General features: G+C 52.9%; 15 protein-coding genes. 8 read left to right on the plus strand and 7 right to left on the minus strand.

What is annotated here, in order from left to right; genetic code table 11:
• Positions 1–57: 57 nt before the first annotated feature.
• The gene (locus tag FJM65_RS00135; protein ID WP_140618103.1) at positions 58–789 is read right to left on the minus strand and encodes a zinc ribbon domain-containing protein; all 732 of its coding nucleotides are present in this window, start codon (positions 787–789) and stop codon (positions 58–60) included.
• A gap of 3 nt (positions 790–792) precedes the next feature.
• Entirely contained in the window at positions 793–1893 is a 1101-nt protein-coding gene (locus FJM65_RS00140) for a Nif3-like dinuclear metal center hexameric protein (RefSeq protein WP_140618106.1), read from the minus strand.
• 72 nt (positions 1894–1965) lie between these two features.
• Between FJM65_RS00140 and lpxK the strand changes: the two genes are divergently transcribed.
• From lpxK to miaE, 3 genes are all read left to right on the plus strand, one after another.
• Positions 1966–3021 carry a tetraacyldisaccharide 4'-kinase gene (gene lpxK / locus FJM65_RS00145; protein ID WP_140618108.1) on the plus strand — a complete coding sequence of 352 codons (1056 nt, stop codon included), beginning with the start codon at positions 1966–1968 and terminating at the stop codon, positions 3019–3021.
• Between the two features lie 39 nt (positions 3022–3060).
• Positions 3061–5022: a putative porin gene (locus tag FJM65_RS00150; RefSeq protein WP_140618110.1), complete on the plus strand. Its 1962-nt coding sequence runs from the start codon at positions 3061–3063 to the stop codon at positions 5020–5022.
• Positions 5023–5198: 176 nt separating this feature from the next.
• Positions 5199–5810, plus strand: a complete 612-nt coding sequence (miaE, locus tag FJM65_RS00155; protein WP_140618112.1) for a tRNA-(ms[2]io[6]A)-hydroxylase — start codon at positions 5199–5201, stop codon at positions 5808–5810.
• Positions 5811–5966: 156 nt separating this feature from the next.
• Here the strand turns inward: miaE and FJM65_RS00160 are convergent, their stop codons facing one another.
• Complete coding sequence (locus tag FJM65_RS00160; RefSeq protein WP_140618114.1) at positions 5967–7232, minus strand: asparagine synthetase B; 1266 nt, start codon at positions 7230–7232, stop codon at positions 5967–5969.
• Between the two features lie 132 nt (positions 7233–7364).
• On the opposite strand from FJM65_RS00160, the gene FJM65_RS00165 reads away from it, so the two are divergent.
• The gene (locus tag FJM65_RS00165; protein ID WP_140618117.1) at positions 7365–8609 is read left to right on the plus strand and encodes an ABC transporter permease; all 1245 of its coding nucleotides are present in this window, start codon (positions 7365–7367) and stop codon (positions 8607–8609) included.
• Between the two features lie 155 nt (positions 8610–8764).
• On the opposite strand, the gene FJM65_RS00170 is transcribed toward FJM65_RS00165, so the two are convergent.
• The 3 genes from FJM65_RS00170 to FJM65_RS00180 all read right to left on the minus strand — a co-directional run bounded on the left by FJM65_RS00170 (position 8765) and on the right by FJM65_RS00180 (position 12857).
• The gene (locus FJM65_RS00170; RefSeq protein ID WP_239022772.1) at positions 8765–9403 is read right to left on the minus strand and encodes an OmpH family outer membrane protein; all 639 of its coding nucleotides are present in this window, start codon (positions 9401–9403) and stop codon (positions 8765–8767) included.
• Positions 9404–9471: 68 nt separating this feature from the next.
• Positions 9472–10791 (minus strand): tRNA (N(6)-L-threonylcarbamoyladenosine(37)-C(2))-methylthiotransferase MtaB, encoded by a 1320-nt coding sequence (mtaB, locus tag FJM65_RS00175; protein WP_140618119.1) that lies wholly within the window; start codon positions 10789–10791, stop codon positions 9472–9474.
• Positions 10792–11015: 224 nt separating this feature from the next.
• On the minus strand, positions 11016–12857 hold the full coding sequence (locus FJM65_RS00180; RefSeq protein ID WP_140618121.1) for an LTA synthase family protein: 1842 nt from the start codon (positions 12855–12857) through the stop codon (positions 11016–11018).
• A gap of 262 nt (positions 12858–13119) precedes the next feature.
• On the opposite strand from FJM65_RS00180, the gene FJM65_RS00185 reads away from it, so the two are divergent.
• On the plus strand, positions 13120–15309 hold the full coding sequence (locus FJM65_RS00185; RefSeq protein WP_140618123.1) for a glutamine synthetase III family protein: 2190 nt from the start codon (positions 13120–13122) through the stop codon (positions 15307–15309).
• 59 nt (positions 15310–15368) lie between these two features.
• On the opposite strand, the gene FJM65_RS00190 is transcribed toward FJM65_RS00185, so the two are convergent.
• A complete protein-coding gene (locus FJM65_RS00190) occupies positions 15369–15734 on the minus strand; it encodes a hypothetical protein (protein ID WP_140618126.1) in 366 nt (121 codons plus the stop codon).
• Between the two features lie 181 nt (positions 15735–15915).
• On the opposite strand from FJM65_RS00190, the gene ispG reads away from it, so the two are divergent.
• The 3 genes from ispG to FJM65_RS00200 all read left to right on the plus strand — a co-directional run bounded on the left by ispG (position 15916) and on the right by FJM65_RS00200 (position 18560).
• Positions 15916–17916, plus strand: coding sequence for a (E)-4-hydroxy-3-methylbut-2-enyl-diphosphate synthase (ispG, locus tag FJM65_RS00195; protein WP_140618128.1), 2001 nt, complete (start codon positions 15916–15918; stop codon positions 17914–17916).
• Between the two features lie 114 nt (positions 17917–18030).
• Entirely contained in the window at positions 18031–18198 is a 168-nt protein-coding gene (locus FJM65_RS21125) for a DUF6728 family protein (RefSeq protein ID WP_181163598.1), read from the plus strand.
• 5 nt (positions 18199–18203) lie between these two features.
• Positions 18204–18560, plus strand: a complete 357-nt coding sequence (locus tag FJM65_RS00200) for an MmcQ/YjbR family DNA-binding protein (protein ID WP_140618130.1) — start codon at positions 18204–18206, stop codon at positions 18558–18560.
• The last annotated feature ends 54 nt before the right edge of the window (positions 18561–18614 follow it).

An 18614-nucleotide genomic window follows, 5' to 3' on the forward strand; every position in this document is an offset into this window, starting at 1 on the left:
GCCATCCTTTTTTTTATTGTATGCAAGCGATTCTCGCTCAAGATTGATACGTGGGTATTAGCTTACGCGCAGTTCTACACCGGCAAGTATACGGCCGCAGTGCTCGCAAACGATGATTTTCTTCTGGGCAGCAATATCGGCCTGGCGTTGCGGCGGAACCGTGTTGAAGCAGCCTCCACAGGCATCGCGCTTTACAGATACCACGGCAAGTCCGTTTCTAACGTTCTTGCGGATACGGGTATAGGCGCTCAGCAGGCGGTCTTCTACGCCGGAAGCGGCCTTCTGGCGCTCATCCTCCAGCTTTTTCTCCTCCTCCTGGCTCTCAGCTACGATCTGCTCCAGCTCTTTCTGCTTATTTTCCAGGTCCTTGCGGCGTTCTTCCAGGCGGTGCTTGGTGCCTTCTATTTCGCTATTTTTCTGCTCTATCTGGTAATTGGCCTCTTTAATTTTCTTCTCAGAGATCTGGATCTCCAGTTTCTGAAGCTCAATTTCTTTGGTGATGGCGTCATACTCGCGGTTGTTGCGAACATTCTGCTGCTGATCCTCATACTTGCGGATAAGGCTTTCCGAGTCTTTGATCGCCTGTTTGCGCTGCGCGATAGAATCGTTCAGGGCGGCTACCTCATCATCAAACTTACGAACCCTCACTTCATAGCCTTCAATCTCATCTTCCAGGTCCTGCACCTCTTCCGGCAGGTCTCCTCTTACGCGTCTTATTTCATCAAGCTGTGAATCGATGCTTTGAAGCTTATTTAGCGCTTCCAGTTTGCTGGCTACAGTACTTTCCATGTATTAAAAAGTGTATCTGACGGGGTTAGTGTTTACTTCTGATATTAAGACTGCAAAATTAGGAAAACTTTTTGAAATAACGTCATAAAATATCTCCTTTGTGTATACCTCGCTTTCGTAGTGGCCGATGTCGGCGATCATCAGCTGGCCTTCTGCATCGAAGAATTCATGGTATTTCACATCGCCTGTTACAAGGGCGTCGGCGCCTTGGCGCAGCGCGTCTTTTATCAGGAAACTGCCGGCGCCGCCGCACACGGCCACCCGCTTTACCTTTTGGTTGCCGATTGAGGTATATCGCAGGCCCTGCAGCTTCATTTTCTCTTTCAAATAGCTCAGAAACGCCTCCTCGCTCAGTTCCTGCTCCAGTTCCCCGATCATGCCGATGCCAACTTCCTGGTTCTGGTTTTCGAGGTTGTAGAGGTAATGCGCCACCTCCTCATAGGGGTGCGCCTCTTTAAGGGCTGCCATAATTCTGCCCTGCAGCACCGCCGGAAACAGAAGCTCCAGCCGGTTTTCCTGCACCTGCTCAGCTTGGTTGGCGCTGCCAATAGCCGGGTTTGCCTGCTCGGAAGGGGTAAAACGGCCTGTGCCGGTAACGCTGAAGCTGCAGGCGCTGTACTCGCCAATATTGCCCGCTCCCGCCTTATGCAGCGCTGCCAGCACCCCATCTGTCTGCTCCACTGGCACAAAGGTTACCAGTTGCATCAGGGTTGAGGGCTTCGTGACAAGGATGCGCTGCTGCCGAAGGCCCAGTTTGTCGGCGATCTTGGTGTTCACGCCGTGCAGCACGTTGTCTAGGTTGGTGTGGCTGGCGTAGATGGCGATGTTGTTTTGGATGGCCTTGATGATGGTGCGCTCCACGTAGCTGCGGCCCGTGAGCTGTTTCAGCCCTTTAAAAATGACCGGGTGATGCGCCACCACCAGGTTGCAGCCTTTCGCCAATGCCTCCTCCAACACTTCCTCGGTGCAGTCCAGGGTTACGAGCACGCCGCTTACCTCTGCGTTGGCGTCGCCGGTTTGCAGGCCGGCGTTGTCGTAGCTTTCCTGGTAGCGGAGCGGGGCAAGCTGCTCCAGCAGGGCTGTTATGTCCTTTATTTTTGTCATCGTTCTCGTCTTTCGTCGTATGCGTGGCTTTTGCTCGCTAAAATTAACGTAAATTGCACGCGATTCAAAACCATGCACAGCTATCTACAGATACCGCTTTGGCCTTTTTCGCAGCTTTACGGGGGCATCATGCACTTTCGCAACCTGGGTTACGACAAAGGGCTGCTGCCTTCGCGGCAGTTCGGTCTGCCGGTTATCGCGGTGGGTAACCTGACGGTGGGAGGCACCGGGAAAACCCCGCACGTGGAGTACCTGCTGCGCCTGTTGCACTCGTATAAAGTGGCCACGCTTAGCCGCGGCTACAAGCGCCAGAGCAAAGGATTTATACTTGCTGATGCTTCCGCCACGACTGCCATACTTGGGGATGAGCCATTTCAATACCATCTTGATTTTAAGGATGTTGCTGTGGCTGTGTGCGAGGATCGCGTGAAAGGTATCGAGCAACTGCAAGAGCTGGTGCCGAACCTGCAGGTAGTGGTGCTGGACGATGCCATGCAGCACCGGCCTGTGCAGCCCTCGCTCAACATCCTGATAACAGATTACAACCGCCCATTTTACGTGGATTATGTGTTGCCGGCGGGCAGGCTGCGGGAACCAAGAAGCGGCGCCCGGCGTGCTGATGTTGTGATTGTGAGCAAGTGTCCAGTTGGCATAGGGCAGCAGGAGCGGGAGAGGATACTGGCGCAGGTGCAGCGGTATGCCTTGCCGAATACGCCCGTTTTTTTCTCCACTTTTGCCTACGGCTCACCGGTGGCCATTGGAGATGCGGCATCATTTTCTAAGAAAAAGATAGTGCTGTTGACCGGAATTGCCAATGCTGAGCCGCTAAAAGTATACTTGCAGGAGCAGGGCTATACGATCCTGGAGCACCTGGACTTTCCGGACCACCACCAGTATACCCGGCTGGATATAGATAAGCTGGCAGACTTGTTGCAGCGGCCGGCTTTTTCAGGCGCCTCCGTCATCACCACCCGAAAAGATGCCGTAAAACTCACAGATAAGCCTTTGCTGCCCCTCACCAGAAACTTGCCCATCTTTTTTGTGCCGATAGAAGTACAGTTTACAGAAGGGGGGAAACGGCTCGACGAACTGGTGCTGCAGCATGTGCAAAAACGCCTGCAAGGCTAAGGGTGCGAAATTCCTGTAATATTTGCCTATTTTTGGAACGTGAAAAAAAGACTGTTTGCTTACATACTTTTCGTGCAGGGGCTGATGCTGTTGAGCATTGCCGCGTCTGCACAGATTATTGACGACACGACCAAGACAATTTACGGGCCTACCACGGTGCTGCGCCTGTACGAGCAGGATGTGCTGGAAGGGCGCTACGAGGCCACTCCCATAGACACCTCGCTGAATAACCTGCACAACGAGCGCTTCTGGTTTAACGACACCATCTTTTACCAGCACCTGGGCAACGTGGGCACCGCCGCCACGCCCCTGCTTTTTCAGGTTCCAAAAAAAATAGGGGTTCGGCTCGGAAAAACCATCTTCGACCGCTATGCCTACGATCCACAGCGCATCAATTACTATGATACGCGCTCACCTTACACGCATTTATACTATGTGCAGGGAGGCCAGGGCGAGCAGGTGTTTGAGGCGTTGCACACCCGTAACATCAACCCGCGCTGGAACTTCGGCGTGGCCTACCAGATCCTCTCCGCCGACCAGCAGATAGGGCCCGGCTCACAGAGCCGTTCCAAAGGCTTTCTCGACAATCAGGCGGTAAAGGCTTTTACCCATTATCGCTCTGAGAATGAACGCTACGACCTGTTCTTTAACTACACATTTATGAAGGTGGAGCAGGTGGAGTCCGGTGGAATTGACACGACAGCCGGTGGCCAGGAGGTGCTGGAGAAGTATGAAGAGGCGCCGGTTTACCTAACGCAGGCCATGAACGAGGAGTCGCGCAACAACCTGCACCTGACCCACATCTTCCGGCTGGCAAAAGAAAACCTGAAAGTATACCATACTTTTGATTATTACCGGCAGCGGAACGAGTATACGGATGACGCCATTCCGCAAGGCCTGGTGGAGCCATCGCCGCTGTTAGAGGATATGCCGGTTGAAGGAACCTCCTACTTATACCCGCAGTTCAGGTACAGCACCTCCAAAACCAATGACGTCACCGAGTATAGCGAGTTGGAAAACACCTTTGGCTTGACTGGTAACAACAAGCTTTCTTCCTACACTGCTTACCTGAAGCTGCGGAACGCCGGGATCACCTATACGGCCATCGACTCGATCCGCAATGCCGCAGAACTGCCAGATTCGGTGCTGAATTCTGGCGACGTGTTTCAGCGCATCGGCCAGGATAGCAAGTATAACCAGGTCCTGATAGGGGGCAACGTGCGGGTGTTTTACAAAGAACTGGCCGAGCTTACCGGGCAGGCAGTGTACCAACTGGCCGGCGACTACCGAATTAAAGGCATGGCACGTCTGGGCGGCGCCTACGGCTCCCTGGAGCGGGTGCTGTTCTCTCCAACCTTGATGCAGCAGTACATTTTGAGCAACCACTACAAGTGGAACGAAGACTTTGGGAACATTGTCATTGACAGGTTTGAGGCCGGGCTGCATCAGAAAATTGGAAAGCGCCAGTACCTGAAGCTGGACGCCTACTACAACAACATCAAGCGTTGGGTATACTTTAACCAGGATGCCGAGCCAGCACAGGCCAACACCAACCAGCGCTTCTGGGGCGGCAGCCTGGAGCACCGGATCTTCTTCGGTCCGTTGCATTTCGATAATGTGGTGTCCTATAACAACACCGATGAAGCATCTACTATCCGCATGCCCGACTGGCTGGTAGAGTCTAAGCTGTACCTGCAGGGGCCGCTGTTTAAAAATGCGCTTTATATGCAGATAGGCGTGCAGGGTACTTATGCCACAGGCTATGAGGCTTACGGTTACATGCCGGTAACGCAGCAGTTCTATTTGCAGAACGGTTTTATGGTGCAGGATTACCCGGTGCTGGATCTGTTTCTGAATGCCGATATCAAAACCGTGAACCTCTTTCTGAAACTGAGCCATGCCAACCTAGGCCTTGGCGAGCCGGTTTATTTCCTGACGCCGCTCTACCCAGCCATGCGCCGCAGCTTTGTGTTCGGCCTGAAATGGCGCTTCTTTGATTAATGACAGGCAATTGTTAATTGATGATTGTTAATTGTTAATTGTTAAACACTCGGAATCTTATACTTTAATCTGAGGCTTTATACTTTCTAATTTTAATATATAGCGGTGATGGCACAGGAGGGGAAGCACCGACAACTTGCTCATACCCAGATTCGCTTATTTAAATTTACGCACCCATGTCTACTGCATCACAACCAACCAAAACCATCCTTCGCCTGGAGCTGCCCACCGACCCGCGTTGGGTAAACATTGCTGAAAAGAACATTGAGGAGATTCTGGTAGACCATGCCTATTGCGAGCAGAAAGCCGCCACCTCGGGCATCTCGCTGATAGTGAAGTACCCCGACAAGGAACGGCTGGTAGAGGAGATGACCGAGCTGGTTGCTGAGGAGTGGAGCCATTTTGAGCGGGTGATGGAGCAGCTGAAGAAGCGCGGGTATGGCCTTGGCCGCAACCGGCCCGACGAGTACGTGGTGGAGCTGACGAAGCACATTCGGAAAGGAGGAAAGCGGGAGCGCCAGCTGATGGACCACCTGCTGGTGAACGCCCTGGTTGAGGCACGCAGCTGCGAGCGCTTTAAACTGCTCTGGAAGAACATCCAGGACGAGGAGCTGCAGAAGTTTTACTACGAACTGATGGTCTCGGAAGCGGGGCATTATGTGGGCTTTGTGAAGCTGGCCAAAGAGTACATGCCTGCCGAAGAAGTAGATGCCCGCCTGAAAGAACTGCTGGCTATCGAAGCCGACATCATACGCACCCTGGAGCCCCGCCCGGATAGGATGCATTAGTTTAATTGTTGATTGTTGTATTGTTATTGGTTCTATATCTGAGAACCTTATACCACGCGCTGGAGAGATAATAAGCTTAACCTTCCAATGGCTTGAAATTTCCAAGTGTTATTAGCCTCTACAAAGTAGAAAAACAACAATTTAACAATCCAACAATCAAGTCTTCTGCTTTTTCTTTTTGGCGGCTGGGAAGAGGATGTTGTTGAGGATAAGGCGGTAACCGGGAGAGTTCGGGTGCAGCGCCAAGTCGGTTGGGTCTTCGCCCACCAGGTGCTGGTAGTCCTCCGGGTCGTGGCCGCCGTAGAAGGTCCAGGTGCCGCGGGCGTACGTGCCGTGCATGTAGCGGATTTCGCCTAACTCCTTGTTCTCGCCCATAATCACCACCTCCGGCTTCACCAGGCTCTTTCTGAAAGCAGTGGTCTGGCCCATAAAGCCTTTGATAGTTTTGGCGTGGTTCTGTGTGAGCATGGTGGGGATTGGGTCCCATTTGGCAGAGAAGGTGAACAGCTGAAAATAGTCGTTTGCCTCCGTTACGGGGCGCTCCTGCGGCTGCATGTCAATATCAGAGTACTCATACTCCAGCGGGTTGCGCGATATCCTGAAATCCTTGAAGGCGAAAGTCTTGCTGTAGTCCAGCTTCTGCTGCGCGTTAGGATCGGCTGCGTCGCCGTCAAACATGGCCTCTACAATGTCTAGGCCCTCGGCGGCCAGGGCAATGTCATAGGTATCCGTGGCAGAGCACATGGCGAACAGGAAGCCGCCCCCGGCCGTGAACTCCTTTATCTTATTCACCACCCCTAGTTTCAGCTCCGACACTTTCTTAAAGCCAAGCTCTGCAGCCGACTCTTCTGCTTCCCGCTGCTGCTCCTGGTACCAGGGGTAATGGCGGTAGCTGGCGTAAAACTTACCGTACTGGCCCGTAAAGTCCTCGTGGTGCAGGTGCAGCCAATCATACTTGGGCAGCTCTCCCTGGATGATCTCTTTGTCGTAAATAACGTCGTAGGGGATTTCGGCATAAGTCAGCACCAGCGTCACGGCGTCATCCCAGGGCATTTTGGACTTCGGTGAGTATACCGCCACCTTCGGCACTTTCTCCAGCTTCATGATGTCCATGTTTGCGTCCGGGGCGGCTACCTCGGTCAGGATGCTGTTGTATTGCGCGTCCGAAATAACGGTGTAGCTCACGCCCCGCACAATCAGCTCATTCTCTAGCTGTGGCAGGTGCTGAAAGGCGAAGCTGCCGCCGCGGTAATTCAGCAGCCAGTCCACGGGTATCTCTTTGCTCAGCACCCAATAAGCCACGCCGTAAGATTTCAGATGGTCTTTCTGTGTCTCATCCATCGGGATAAGAATGGTGCTGGCCAAGGCAGGCAGGCAGAACGTGAACAGGCAGAGCAGAAGAGCGGTAATACGGAAAAACATCGGGTTTGTCTTTAAAATACAGTCGAAGGTATAAAAGTGCTTATTTTTTCAGAAAATGCTACTATCTTAGAAGCAGTGCGCCGGTTTTTATACATAACGTAAACAAATGAAATGCGCGCATCTCTTTAACGTATGAATCTGATAGAAAACATACTGGAAGGCCTGAGAGCCATACAAAGTAACCTGTTGCGCACAGTGCTGACGGGCCTGATCATTTCTATCGGCATCATGTCGCTGGTGGGTATACTTACGGCAGTGGACAGTATGAAGTACTCGCTAACGCAGACTTTTTCGAACCTGGGCGCCAATTCTTTCGACATCCGTCGCAAAGGCATGAACAACAGAGGCAGCCAGGGCGGGCGCATCGAGAAAGTATACCCTAACATTTCCTATGACCAGGCCACGCAGTACAAAGACCTGATGAAGGACGAGGCACGCGTGAGCCTTTCTGCCTTTATTTCTGGGGCCACTGTGGTAAAAAGCGAAACCGATAAGACCAACCCGAACATTAGCATTGTGGGTGCCGACGAAAACTACATGGTCAACAACAACCTGAACCTGGAGAAGGGCCGCGATTTTTCCAGTTTTGAGCAGGAACAGGGTACCAATGTGGCCGTCGTGGGGGATGAGATAGCAAGCACGCTTTTTAAAAAGAAAAACGCCATCGGCGAGTATATCACTTTTTTAGGCAGGAGGTTTAAAATTGTGGGCCAGATGGAGAAAGCCGGTAGCAGCATGGGCGGCAGCAGCGACCGCCGCATACTTATTCCCCTGGAAACGGGCCGGCAAATACCAAGGAACGGAAACTCTGAGCTTAACTTCGACATCAAGACAGCTATTTTCAGAGCCGACGAGCTAAACTATGTAATGGGCGAGGCAACGGGCACCATGCGCAATATTCGCCAAGACGGGCTAGGGCAGGAAGACTCCTTTGAGATCCGGCGATCAGACTCGCTGGTGCAGAGCCTGGATGAAATCTCGGGCTACCTGAAACTGGGCGGCGGCGTGATCGGTTTTATTACGCTTTTGGGTGCCTCCGTTGGCCTGATGAACATTATGATGGTATCGGTGAACGAGCGCACCCGCGAGATTGGCGTGCGCAAGGCGCTAGGCGCTACTTCACTGCAGATCAGGCAGCAGTTTTTGATTGAGGCGGTGGTAATCTGTGTGCTGGGAGGGCTGGTTGGGATTTTACTCGGTATCGCCATGGGCAACGGAATCGCTTCTTTAATTGCGGATGGCGCAGGTTTCTTTGTGCCGTGGGTGTGGGTGTTTACTGGCTTGTCGATTTGTGTGCTGGTGGGCGTTTTGTCTGGTTATTACCCTGCCTACAAAGCCTCTAAGCTCGACCCGATAGAATCGCTGCGCTATGAATAACACTGCGGCAGAAGCTTTGGGTGCAGCGTTTGTTTGATACTTCACTTGCTTCCAGCAGGGAATAACACCTGGCTTTTCCATAGTTATACTTCAAAACAAAGAGGCCTGCCAAAATTAGTTGGCAGACCTCTTCTGTTAGTATGCAAGAATGAAGCTTACTTCTTCTTTTCTTCTTTTTTATCGGCAGTTTCTTCCTTTTTCGCTGTGTCGGCCTCTGCTTTCTCAGAGTCATACGCTTTGTTCAGGGCAGTAACCACGCTCTCGGTGATGTCCAGGGTAGAATCGCCGTACAGAATGGCGCTGTTGCCGCGCTGGTAAGTCAGCACCATTTTATAGCCTTCCTCGCCGCTCAGCTGCTTCAGGTACTCCTCCACGCGGTCGTAGATCTTCTTCATCTCCTCCGACTCCTCGCTCATCAACTCATTGCCTGAGCTCTGCTGCAGGGCCTGCAGTTGCTGCTGCTTTTGCATAAGGCGCTGCTGCGTGCTCTCGGCCTGGCGCTGCGACATGCTAGGGGCATTCTGCTGGAAACGCTCTACTTCTTTCTGGAAAGACTCGGCCTGTGCACGCAGGTCTTTTTCCTTCTGCTCGGCTTTAGTCTGCAGGCGCTCACGCACATCCTTAAAATATTCGTAGTTAGCCAGCAGTGAGTCAGAGTTTACATAAACAATGTCTGGCTTGCCAGCGGCAATCTCAGTGTTAGAAGAAGCGGCTGTTGAGCCGCCATTTTGGTTGCAGGCTACCATCATGGCAGAGGCGGCAGCCAGACCTAATGTCATTTTTAAAACTTTCACGCTTTATCTTAATTAGTTTGGTTGGAAGATTTCGCAGCCTAAATATAAATCATTTCCCAGGCAAAAACCTAATGCTTGAGCAACTCCTGGTAAGTTTCCTCGGCTTCCATCAGCCCCTGCGCATCGATCTGGGTCAGGCGCACGTGCTTGGTTTCGTTTACCAGCACCGGGTCATACTTGGCTACCACGCGCACATAGTTTTCTGTCCAGCCCTCCATTTGGCCGTCCTTTACGTCATCCTCAAACAGCACGGTAAACTCGCGGCCAATGTTCTGCTCGTAGAAGTGGCGCTTTTTCTTTTCAGAGAGGATGCGGAGCATATCAGCACGGCGGTTGCGGTCTTTTATTCTTACCTTGCCCTCCATTTCAGGGGCCAGCGTGTTTTCGCGCTCAGAGTACGGGAACACGTGCAGGTAGCTTACATCCAAGTTATTGATGAAGTTGTAGGTCTCCAGGAAGTCTTCTTCCGTTTCGCTCGGGAAGCCCACGATCACGTCCACACCGATGCAGCAGTGCGGCATCAGCGATTTGATCTTGGCCACACGGTCGGCGTAGAGCTCGCGCAGGTAGCGGCGGCGCATCAGCTTCAGGATCTTGTTGGAGCCTGACTGCAGCGGCACGTGGAAGTGCGGCATAAAGCGCTGGCTGTTAGCTACAAACTCAATAATCTCATCCTTGAGCAGGTTTGGCTCAATGGAGGAAATGCGGAAGCGGTTAATGCCTTCCACCTTGTCCAGCTCCTGCACCAGCTCATAGAACGACTCCACGCGCTGGCCGTCCTGCAGGCCAAAGTCGCCGGTGTTCACGCCCGTCAGCACGATCTCCTTCACACCAGACTCAGCTATTTCATTAGCAGACCTTACCACGTTTTCTATGCTGTCGGAGCGGCTGTTGCCACGGGCCAAGGGTATGGTGCAGAAGGTGCACGAGTAGTCGCAGCCGTCCTGAACTTTGAGGAACGTGCGGGTGCGGTCGCCGAAGGAGTAGGAGTTATGGAAGGTGTTGGCCTCCGAGATGGGGCTGGCGTAAATTTCCGCCTTATCCTTCTTCTCAAACGTCTCCAGTATGTCCACCAGCTGGAATTTCTCGGCAGCGCCCAGCACGGCGTCCACGCCCGGAATCTCGGAGATTTCCTTCGGCTTCAGCTGCGCATAACAGCCCAGAATGGCTATAAAGGCATCAGGAGCGTGCTTCTGCGCCTCCTTCACAATCTTACGGCACTTCTTGTCAGCATTATCCGTCACCGAACAGGTATTGATGACGTAGATATCCGGTTTATCGGTAAACTCTACCTTCTCAAAACCGCGCTCCTGGAAGATACGCCCGATGGTGCTGGTTTCGGAGTAGTTAAGCTTACATCCTAAGGTATAAAAAGCTACTTTCTTCATAATCAGGGGGCAAAGTTACAAAATTAATTTGTAGATGTGGCGCGTTGAGGATCTGGAAATATGCTGCTGGCTCTTAATTAGTTAGCCAAAGTATGGTTAGTTAGCCAAAGTATGGCATAAGTATCTAATCGTTTAGGAGCTTAGGCTATACTTTAACTTTACACTTGGATCCATACTTTATACTTGTGTTATCATCTCCAAACCTTCACATCTTCAAATCGATATCACTTCTTCACAAAGTCTTCAAACGAGGCCTGCATGTAAGCCTGGCCGTTTTCCAGCTGCTCTTCCGTAACGCCTTCTTCTTTTAAAATGGGCTTTTTCGATACATTGTCATACGTCAGCACGCCCTGCGGTGTGATAAAGCCAAAGCCGTCGTTAAAAACATAGAAGGCAAAAGGAGTGGTGGTCGGGGCTAAGAGGTTGCGGCTCCAGGTAAACTGCTGGTGCGGCCACTGCAGTTGCGCCAGCAAGGTGGCCGCAATATCTGTCTGGCTTCCGATGCCCTCGAAGATGACGCCGCCTTTTGCCAAAGCGCCTCCTGTAAGTATAAACGGAATCCGAAATTTGGAAGGTGCATGGTTCGGGTCGTTGCCCGGCAAGCGGTGGCCATGGTCGGCGGTAATAATAACGAGCGTCTGCTGCCACCATTCCTGCTGTTTGGCTTCTTTAATAAATTTGCCCAGTGCCCAATCCGTGTAGTGCACACTGTTGCGGTACAGCGCCTCTTCATCCGTGCCCGGAAACGCAGCCGGAATGGGAATCTCAAAAGGCTCGTGGCTGCTTAAGGTATAAACCGTGCTGAAAAACGGCTGTTGTTCCTGTTTCAGGTCGCGCTGCACACGCTCAAACAGCACATGGTCGTGCGCGCCCCACTTCGAATTATAAGTGCTCGGGTCGAAATCATACTTGTCGATCAGGCGGTTGTAGTGGCCGTTGCGCAAGTATGATTTAATGTTGGCAAACTCCAGCTCGCCGCCATAGTAGTAGCTGGTGCTGTAGCCCTGACGCCGGAACACCCGGCTTAGCTGCGGCATCTTCTCGGTTTTCTGCGGGTACTTGATGATCGAGGTGGTGGTCTGCACCGGGTATCCGCTTAAAAGAGCCACCATGCCTTTCTCGCTCCGGTCGCCGCCGGCGTAGATATTGGTAAAGCTGATGCCCTCAGCGGCTAATCTATCCAAATTGGGCGTTACGCCTTTCTCCCCGCCCAGGCTCCCGACAAACTTGGCTGTATAGCTCTCCAGGATGATAAACAGCACATTGGGCTTACGTACCCTTAGCAGCTGCGCAGCAGAATCGGCTGAAACAGCGTTGTAAAGCGCCGCCACGCGCTCCTTTGCCTCCTGCTCCGGCATGTATTGGTAAGGGTTGCTGGCCGACTTGTCATACTTCAGCATCGCATGCATCAGGTTCCAGGGCATGTTTAGGCCGGCATGGTTGGCAAAAGGCTTGTCAGAGAAGTATACCACGCTCTGGTTGATCGGAATCTGCTGCCAGCCCCCGCGCAGCGGCAACACCAGCAAAGCAGCAAAAACGAGCGACAATACACTTGCCAGCCATTTTTTCGGGTAAAACTTATACTTGCCAAGGTCGAACAGGCGCAGGTAGAGCAGAGAGAAAGAGGCCGCAATGGCCAGTGTTACTATAAAAAGCAGGAAAAGCGGCGCACCGGCGGCAGAGGCGGCCATCTCGGCAGGAGAATGCAGGTACTGCAGCGGGGAGGCATCCAGCCGGAATCCCCAATGGCTGTAAAGCTCCAGGTCCACGGAAAGCAGAAAGGAGAGCAGCCCCAGCAACACATATGTATAATAGCGCAAGGCCTTGCTTACCCAGGAAAGTTGCCACAGGCTGGTGAGCAAGAGCAGCAGAAAGGGAAGTATACAGATATAAGCCGCAAACGAGGCATCCAGCCGCAGACCATAGATAAAGGTGTTGATCACTTCGTGGGAGGTAAGCTCTGCGCTTCGGTCGAGGTGATAGAGGAGAAAGACGGCCCTGGCTACTACAAAGTATAGGAGCCAGAACAGAAAGTATAAAGGTTGAAAGAGGATGCGATTTTTCACGCCACAAATATAAACTATATCTCAGGCAGCAGTAACAGCCAAACCTAAAAGTAAGTTCTCATGCATTATGGGGCGGCCCTTCTGTTTTAAGGGGTAGCTCGAAATTTAAAGGTAAAATCTAGAAGATGCCTGTGGTATAATAGGGGGTATAGTTGTTTTAGCTACATGTTTCTTGGAATTACCCTTTAAAATTTACACCCTATTTGTTTGGTGTTAAAAATTTATCTCTAACTTTACTGTTGTTAAACCCATCCCTAAACCCATGGCCATACTTAGATTCAAAGCGCTTGAGCTAGCCAGCCAGCGTAAACCCGGTGAGGTGCAGCTGCCTTCCCACAAAATCTCCGATTATTTCGGGGAAAACGTTTTTAGCAAAGAAGCCCTGCGTGCTACGTTATCTAGCGACAATTATAAGCGCCTGCAGCGCACGGTAGAAGAAGGTAGCAGAGTAGGGCGTGACCTGGCTGACGCAGTGGCCGCAGCCATGAGGACCTGGGCCATGAGCAAAGGCGCCACCCATTATACGCACTGGTTTCAGCCCTTAACAGGGGCCACAGCCGAAAAGCACGATTCTTTTTTTGACCTGAGCGGCGAAGGCGAGGCCATTGAGACCTTTAAGGGCAGTGCCCTGGTGCAGCAGGAGCCCGACGCTTCCTCGTTTCCGAGTGGCGGCATCCGCAATACCTTCGAGGCCCGTGGCTACAGCGCCTGGGACCCGACTTCTCCGGCTTTCCTCATTGAGAACGCGGGTACCAAGACGCTTTGTATACCCACTATCTTTGTATCCTACACTGGCGAGGCGCTGGACTATAAAACCCCGCTTCTGAAGTCGCTGAAGCTGCTGAACGATGCCGCAGTGCCTGTTTGCCAGTATTTTGATAAGGACGTAACCAAAGTAAATACCACACTGGGCATAGAGCAGGAGTATTTCCTGGTAGACAGAGCCCTGTACGAGGCGCGCCCTGACCTGGTGATTTCCGGCCGCACCGTTTTCGGGCATGCGCCTGCCAAAGGCCAGCAGCTGGAGGACCACTACTTCGGCAGCATTCCAAGCAGGGTGCATGCCTTTATGGTTGATTTCGAAAAGACGGCCCTGAAGCTGGGCATTCCGCTAAGAACCCGCCACAACGAGGTAGCGCCAAACCAATTTGAGTGCGCCCCAACCTTTGAGGACGCCAACCTGGCCGTGGACCACAACCAGCTGCTGATGGACATCATGGACCGTGTAGCAGAGCGCCACGGTTATAAAGTGCTGCTGCACGAGAAGCCTTTTAAAGGCGTAAACGGTAGCGGTAAGCACAACAACTGGGCTATGAGCACCAATACCGGCGTAAACTTGCTGGGTCCCGGTAAAAAGCCGAAAGAGAACCTGCAGTTCCTGACCTTCTTCATCAACACGATCAAAGCGGTGTTTACCCACGCCGACCTGCTGCGCGCAAGTATAGCCTCGGCCAGCAACGATCACCGCCTGGGCGCCAACGAAGCGCCTCCGGCTATCATGTCCGTTTTTATAGGGCAGCAGCTCACGGCCGTGCTGGATGAGTTTGAGCGTACTTCCAAGGTGCCGATCGAGAAAGGCGATAACATGTACCTGAAGCTGGGCATCGACCGCATTCCGGAAGTGCTGCGCGATAACACCGACCGTAACCGCACCTCGCCCTTTGCTTTTACCGGAAATAAGTTCGAGTTCCGCGCGGTAGGTTCTTCTGCCAACTCCTCTTCCCCGATGACGGTGCTGAACACCATTGTGGCCGACCAGCTGCAGCAGTTCCGCAAGTCAGTGGATGAGCTGATTGAGCAGGGCAATAAAAAGGAAGTGGCGATCATTCAGATTCTTCGTGAGTACGTGGCGGCTTCAAAGGCCATCCGTTTCGAGGGGAATGGCTACTCCCAAGAGTGGGAAGAGGAAGCGGAGCGCCGCGGCCTTTCCAACATCAAGTCCACGCCGCTTTCGCTTGATGTGTATGACAAGCAGGAGGTGAAGGAGATTTTTGCCAACCACGGCATCTTTACAGAAGTGGAACTGGAGGCCCGCCACGAGATCCTGCTCGAAGAATATATTAAAAAGATACAGATCGAGTCGCGCATCATGGGCGATCTGGCCATCAACCACGTCATCCCGACCGCTATTGCTTACCAGAACAAGCTCATCCAGAACATCCGCGGATTAAAGGAGCTGGGGCTGGAAGACGAGTACACCGAAAGCACGATAGAGGGCATCAAGAAAATGTCTGGCCATATCAGCGCCATCCAGAAAAATGTGCGCGACATGGTTAATGCCCGCAAGGTTGCCAACAAGGTGGATGACGTCCGGGAGCGGGCGATCCTGTATAACGAGCAGGTGCTGAGCTATTTTGAGCCTATCCGCTACGCCGTGGATAAACTGGAGCTGATGGTGGACGACGAGGACTGGCCACTGGTAAAGTACCGCGAGCTACTGTTCCGCCACTAATAATAAGCTTAAATAAGGTTGAAAGGCAGCGGCACCTCTTAGTAGGTGCCGCTGTTCTTTTATGACCTCAGCTTACGGAAAAGCCCTCCAGACGCCTGCGCCAGAATAACCGGGAGCAGCACCAGCGCCAGCACAACCGCAATGGCCTTCCGCAGGCCCAGCCGCATGATCAGCCTGCCCACCACCCGGTCACGCAGCTCACTATACATAAACTTGCCGGCCCTCGTCATGGGCTTGCCGTGCAGCACGTCCTGCACGCCGCGCCAGTTGCCGCGCTCCAACTGGTGCAGCAGGTAATCCAGCACCGTATTTTTGGTCAGGTAAATGGCGTCCGACATCTGCTCCTGCCGAAGCCGCGCCCACTGCTGCAGCCGCTCCAGTTTTTGGCCGGCGTTGCGGGGTATGAACTGTTGCATATAAATCATCTTCTTCCAGTTTATACTTCTTTTACGTAAACGAAACGCTGTCGGCGCACACGCTGTTATACCTTGGCAAAGCAATGACAGGTCCGCGCCATGCGAAAAGGACGCTGGAAGGGAGAGTTTGCGCAGAAATTTGCGTATTTTGCCCTTTGAACAAAGCAGAGGATACTTTAGTTAAAGACATATGGAATGTCAACTTGATCAGGGAGGCAAGGCTTATTGCCCGAGCCTGGTAGCCTATAAGCGCCGTAAGACGCGCGTAGTTAATATTGGAGGAGTGCCGGTTGGCGGCGACAACCCGATACGGGTGCAGTCGATGACAACGGTGGATACAATGGATACCCAGGGTTCGGTGGAGCAGTGCATCCGCATGATTGAAGCGGGTTGCGAGTATATTCGGATTACGGCGCCTAGTATAAAAGAGGCGGAAAACCTGCGGAACATCAAGGAAGAGCTGCACAGGCGCGGCTACAATGTACCGCTCATCGCCGACATCCACTTTACCCCAAATGCCGCCGAGGTGGCTGCCCGCATCGTGGAGAAGGTGCGCGTGAACCCGGGCAACTATGCCGATAAGAAGAAATTCCAGGTAATAGAATATGACGATGCCTCGTACCAGGCGGAGCTGGACCGGATTCGGGAGCGCTTTATGCCGCTGGTGCGCATCTGCAAGGAGCACGGCACGGCCATGCGCATCGGCACCAACCACGGCTCTTTGTCTGACCGCATCCTGAGCCGCTACGGCGACACGCCGCTGGGCATGGTGGAGAGTGCGCTGGAGTTTATCCGCATTTGCGAAGACGAAGGCTACTATGATATTGTGATCTCGATGAAAGCGTCGAACACGCAGGTGATGGTGCAGGCCTACCGTCTGCTGGTGCAGAAGCTGGAGGAGGAGGGACTGCAGCCATACCCGCTGCACCTGGGCGTAACAGAAGCCGGCGAGGCAGAGGACGGACGCATTAAATCGGCAGTTGGCATCGGCACGTTGCTGGAGGACGGTCTGGGCGATACGGTGCGCGTGTCGCTGACGGAGGCCCCGGAGGCAGAGGCACCTGTGGCGCAGGCCCTGATCGACCGTTATACCCACCGCGCTGAAAAGGCGCAGTACATTAAGCCGCTGTGCAAGAACCCGATCGACCCGTTCCAGTACCACCGCCGACAAACGGTGGAGGTGGAGAACCTGGGAGGGCTGAACGTGCCGCGCGTGGTGGCCGACCTGAGCCGACTGGAAGATATAAAGTATGCCGACCTGAAGTCGGTTGGCCACCTGTACTCCATGCTGCTCGACAAGTTTAACATGAACGACCTGGGCGCAGACTATATCTATACCGGCAATCACCCGATCAGCTTTATGCTGCCAAACGGCCTGAAGGAGATGGTGAACCACGCTGCCTGGCTACAGGCGGAGGGGCGCGAGGACCGGCAGCCGCTGATGAGCCCAGAAGTATACCTGAGCAATGCCGAGCGCCATAGCACCCTTAATTTTATACTTGCCACCGTGCACGAGATTACACCGGAGCTGATGGCGGCACTGAAGCAGGACAAGACCGCTGTGCTGGTGCTGCACACCCAGAACGAGCACGCCATGCCGGAGCTTCGGAAATGTTTTGTGCGCCTGATGAACAACGACGTGCAGACGCCGTGCATTATAAAGCGCGCTTACGGTGAGCTGACGCCGGACCAGGTGCAGTTGTATGCCGCTACCGACGTGGGCGGCTTGCTGATTGACGGTTTGGGGGATGGTGTGCTGTTGAGCACGGAGCTGTTGCCGGCGCTGGAGAAACAGGAAGAACTGCAAACCATTGACACGCTGAACAAGCTGAGCTTCGGTATACTGCAGGCCGCCCGCACGCGCATGAGCAAGACCGAGTATATCAGCTGCCCGAGCTGCGGCCGCACCTTGTTCGACCTGCAGGAAACCACCGCTATGATCCGCAAGCGCACCGACCACCTGAAAGGCGTGAAGATCGGTATTATGGGCTGCATTGTGAACGGACCGGGCGAGATGGCAGATGCAGACTATGGTTACGTAGGTGTGGGCAAAGACAAGATCGCGCTTTACCGCGGCCAAACGGTGGTAAAGAAGTCGGTGCCTGCCGAGCGTGCCGTAGACGAACTAATTGAGCTGATTAGAGAAGACAGCAGGTGGATTGAGCCGGTGAAGCTGGAGGAGGAAGTATAACTTATACTTATTAAGCCTCCGCAGTTCTTTATCCCGCGCCCGCTTTACAATACCAAAAGTATAAAGTGCCCGCAGCACTTTATACTTCTTTTCACATCCATAACACCATGTATCATGAAAAAGGGACTTTTCGACTTTACTGAAGTGGCTACATATTTTTTTCGGAAGAAAGACCCGAACCGTAAGACCAACTTCAACCTGCGCACCATGCACACCATCAATAAAATATCCATCTTGATGTTTTTGGCTGGCGCTATATACTTCATCATCACCCACATTTAAAGCCCATGAACATAGAGGAGCTCAGGGACTATTGTCTAGAAAAGGCTGGTACAACCGAAGAAATGCCTTTCGACGAAGACACGCTGGTTTTTAAAGTATGCGGTAAAATGTATGCGCTGTGCAGTATTGCTGAGTTCAACAAAGGCATCAACCTGAAGTGCGACCCTGAAAAGGCTGTGGAGCTGAGAGAACAGTACCCACAGGTGCAGCCCGGTCACCACATGAGCAAAGTGCACTGGAACATGGTGCAGCCGGAGAGCGGCCTGCCCGATCTGTTGCTGCGGCAGTGGATAGATGATTCATACTTGCTGGTTGCCGCCAAGCTCACGAAAGCGCAGAAAGCTTCCATAGGGCTTGCCTAGGGTTTGAGAATTTTTTTTCTTCATTCTCAGTGTGCAGACATGGTTGTTGCGCCA

This window comes from Pontibacter mangrovi (assembly GCF_006385705.1).
Taxonomy (GTDB): Bacteria; Bacteroidota; Bacteroidia; order Cytophagales; family Hymenobacteraceae; genus Pontibacter; species Pontibacter mangrovi.

Coding starts and splice junctions, on each gene's coding strand:
- miaE (WP_140618112.1), top strand. CDS start 5,199: ATGTCTACTGCATCACAACCAACCAAAACCATCCTTCGCCTGGAGCTG.
- FJM65_RS00160 (WP_140618114.1), bottom strand. CDS start 7,232: ATGTTTTTCCGTATTACCGCTCTTCTGCTCTGCCTGTTCACGTTCTGC.
- ispG (WP_140618128.1), top strand. CDS start 15,916: ATGGAATGTCAACTTGATCAGGGAGGCAAGGCTTATTGCCCGAGCCTG.
- FJM65_RS21125 (WP_181163598.1), top strand. CDS start 18,031: ATGAAAAAGGGACTTTTCGACTTTACTGAAGTGGCTACATATTTTTTT.
- lpxK (WP_140618108.1), top strand. CDS start 1,966: ATGCACAGCTATCTACAGATACCGCTTTGGCCTTTTTCGCAGCTTTAC.
- FJM65_RS00135 (WP_140618103.1), bottom strand. CDS start 789: ATGGAAAGTACTGTAGCCAGCAAACTGGAAGCGCTAAATAAGCTTCAA.
- FJM65_RS00190 (WP_140618126.1), bottom strand. CDS start 15,734: ATGATTTATATGCAACAGTTCATACCCCGCAACGCCGGCCAAAAACTG.
- FJM65_RS00140 (WP_140618106.1), bottom strand. CDS start 1,893: ATGACAAAAATAAAGGACATAACAGCCCTGCTGGAGCAGCTTGCCCCG.
- mtaB (WP_140618119.1), bottom strand. CDS start 10,791: ATGAAGAAAGTAGCTTTTTATACCTTAGGATGTAAGCTTAACTACTCC.
- FJM65_RS00165 (WP_140618117.1), top strand. CDS start 7,365: ATGAATCTGATAGAAAACATACTGGAAGGCCTGAGAGCCATACAAAGT.
- FJM65_RS00185 (WP_140618123.1), top strand. CDS start 13,120: ATGGCCATACTTAGATTCAAAGCGCTTGAGCTAGCCAGCCAGCGTAAA.
- FJM65_RS00200 (WP_140618130.1), top strand. CDS start 18,204: ATGAACATAGAGGAGCTCAGGGACTATTGTCTAGAAAAGGCTGGTACA.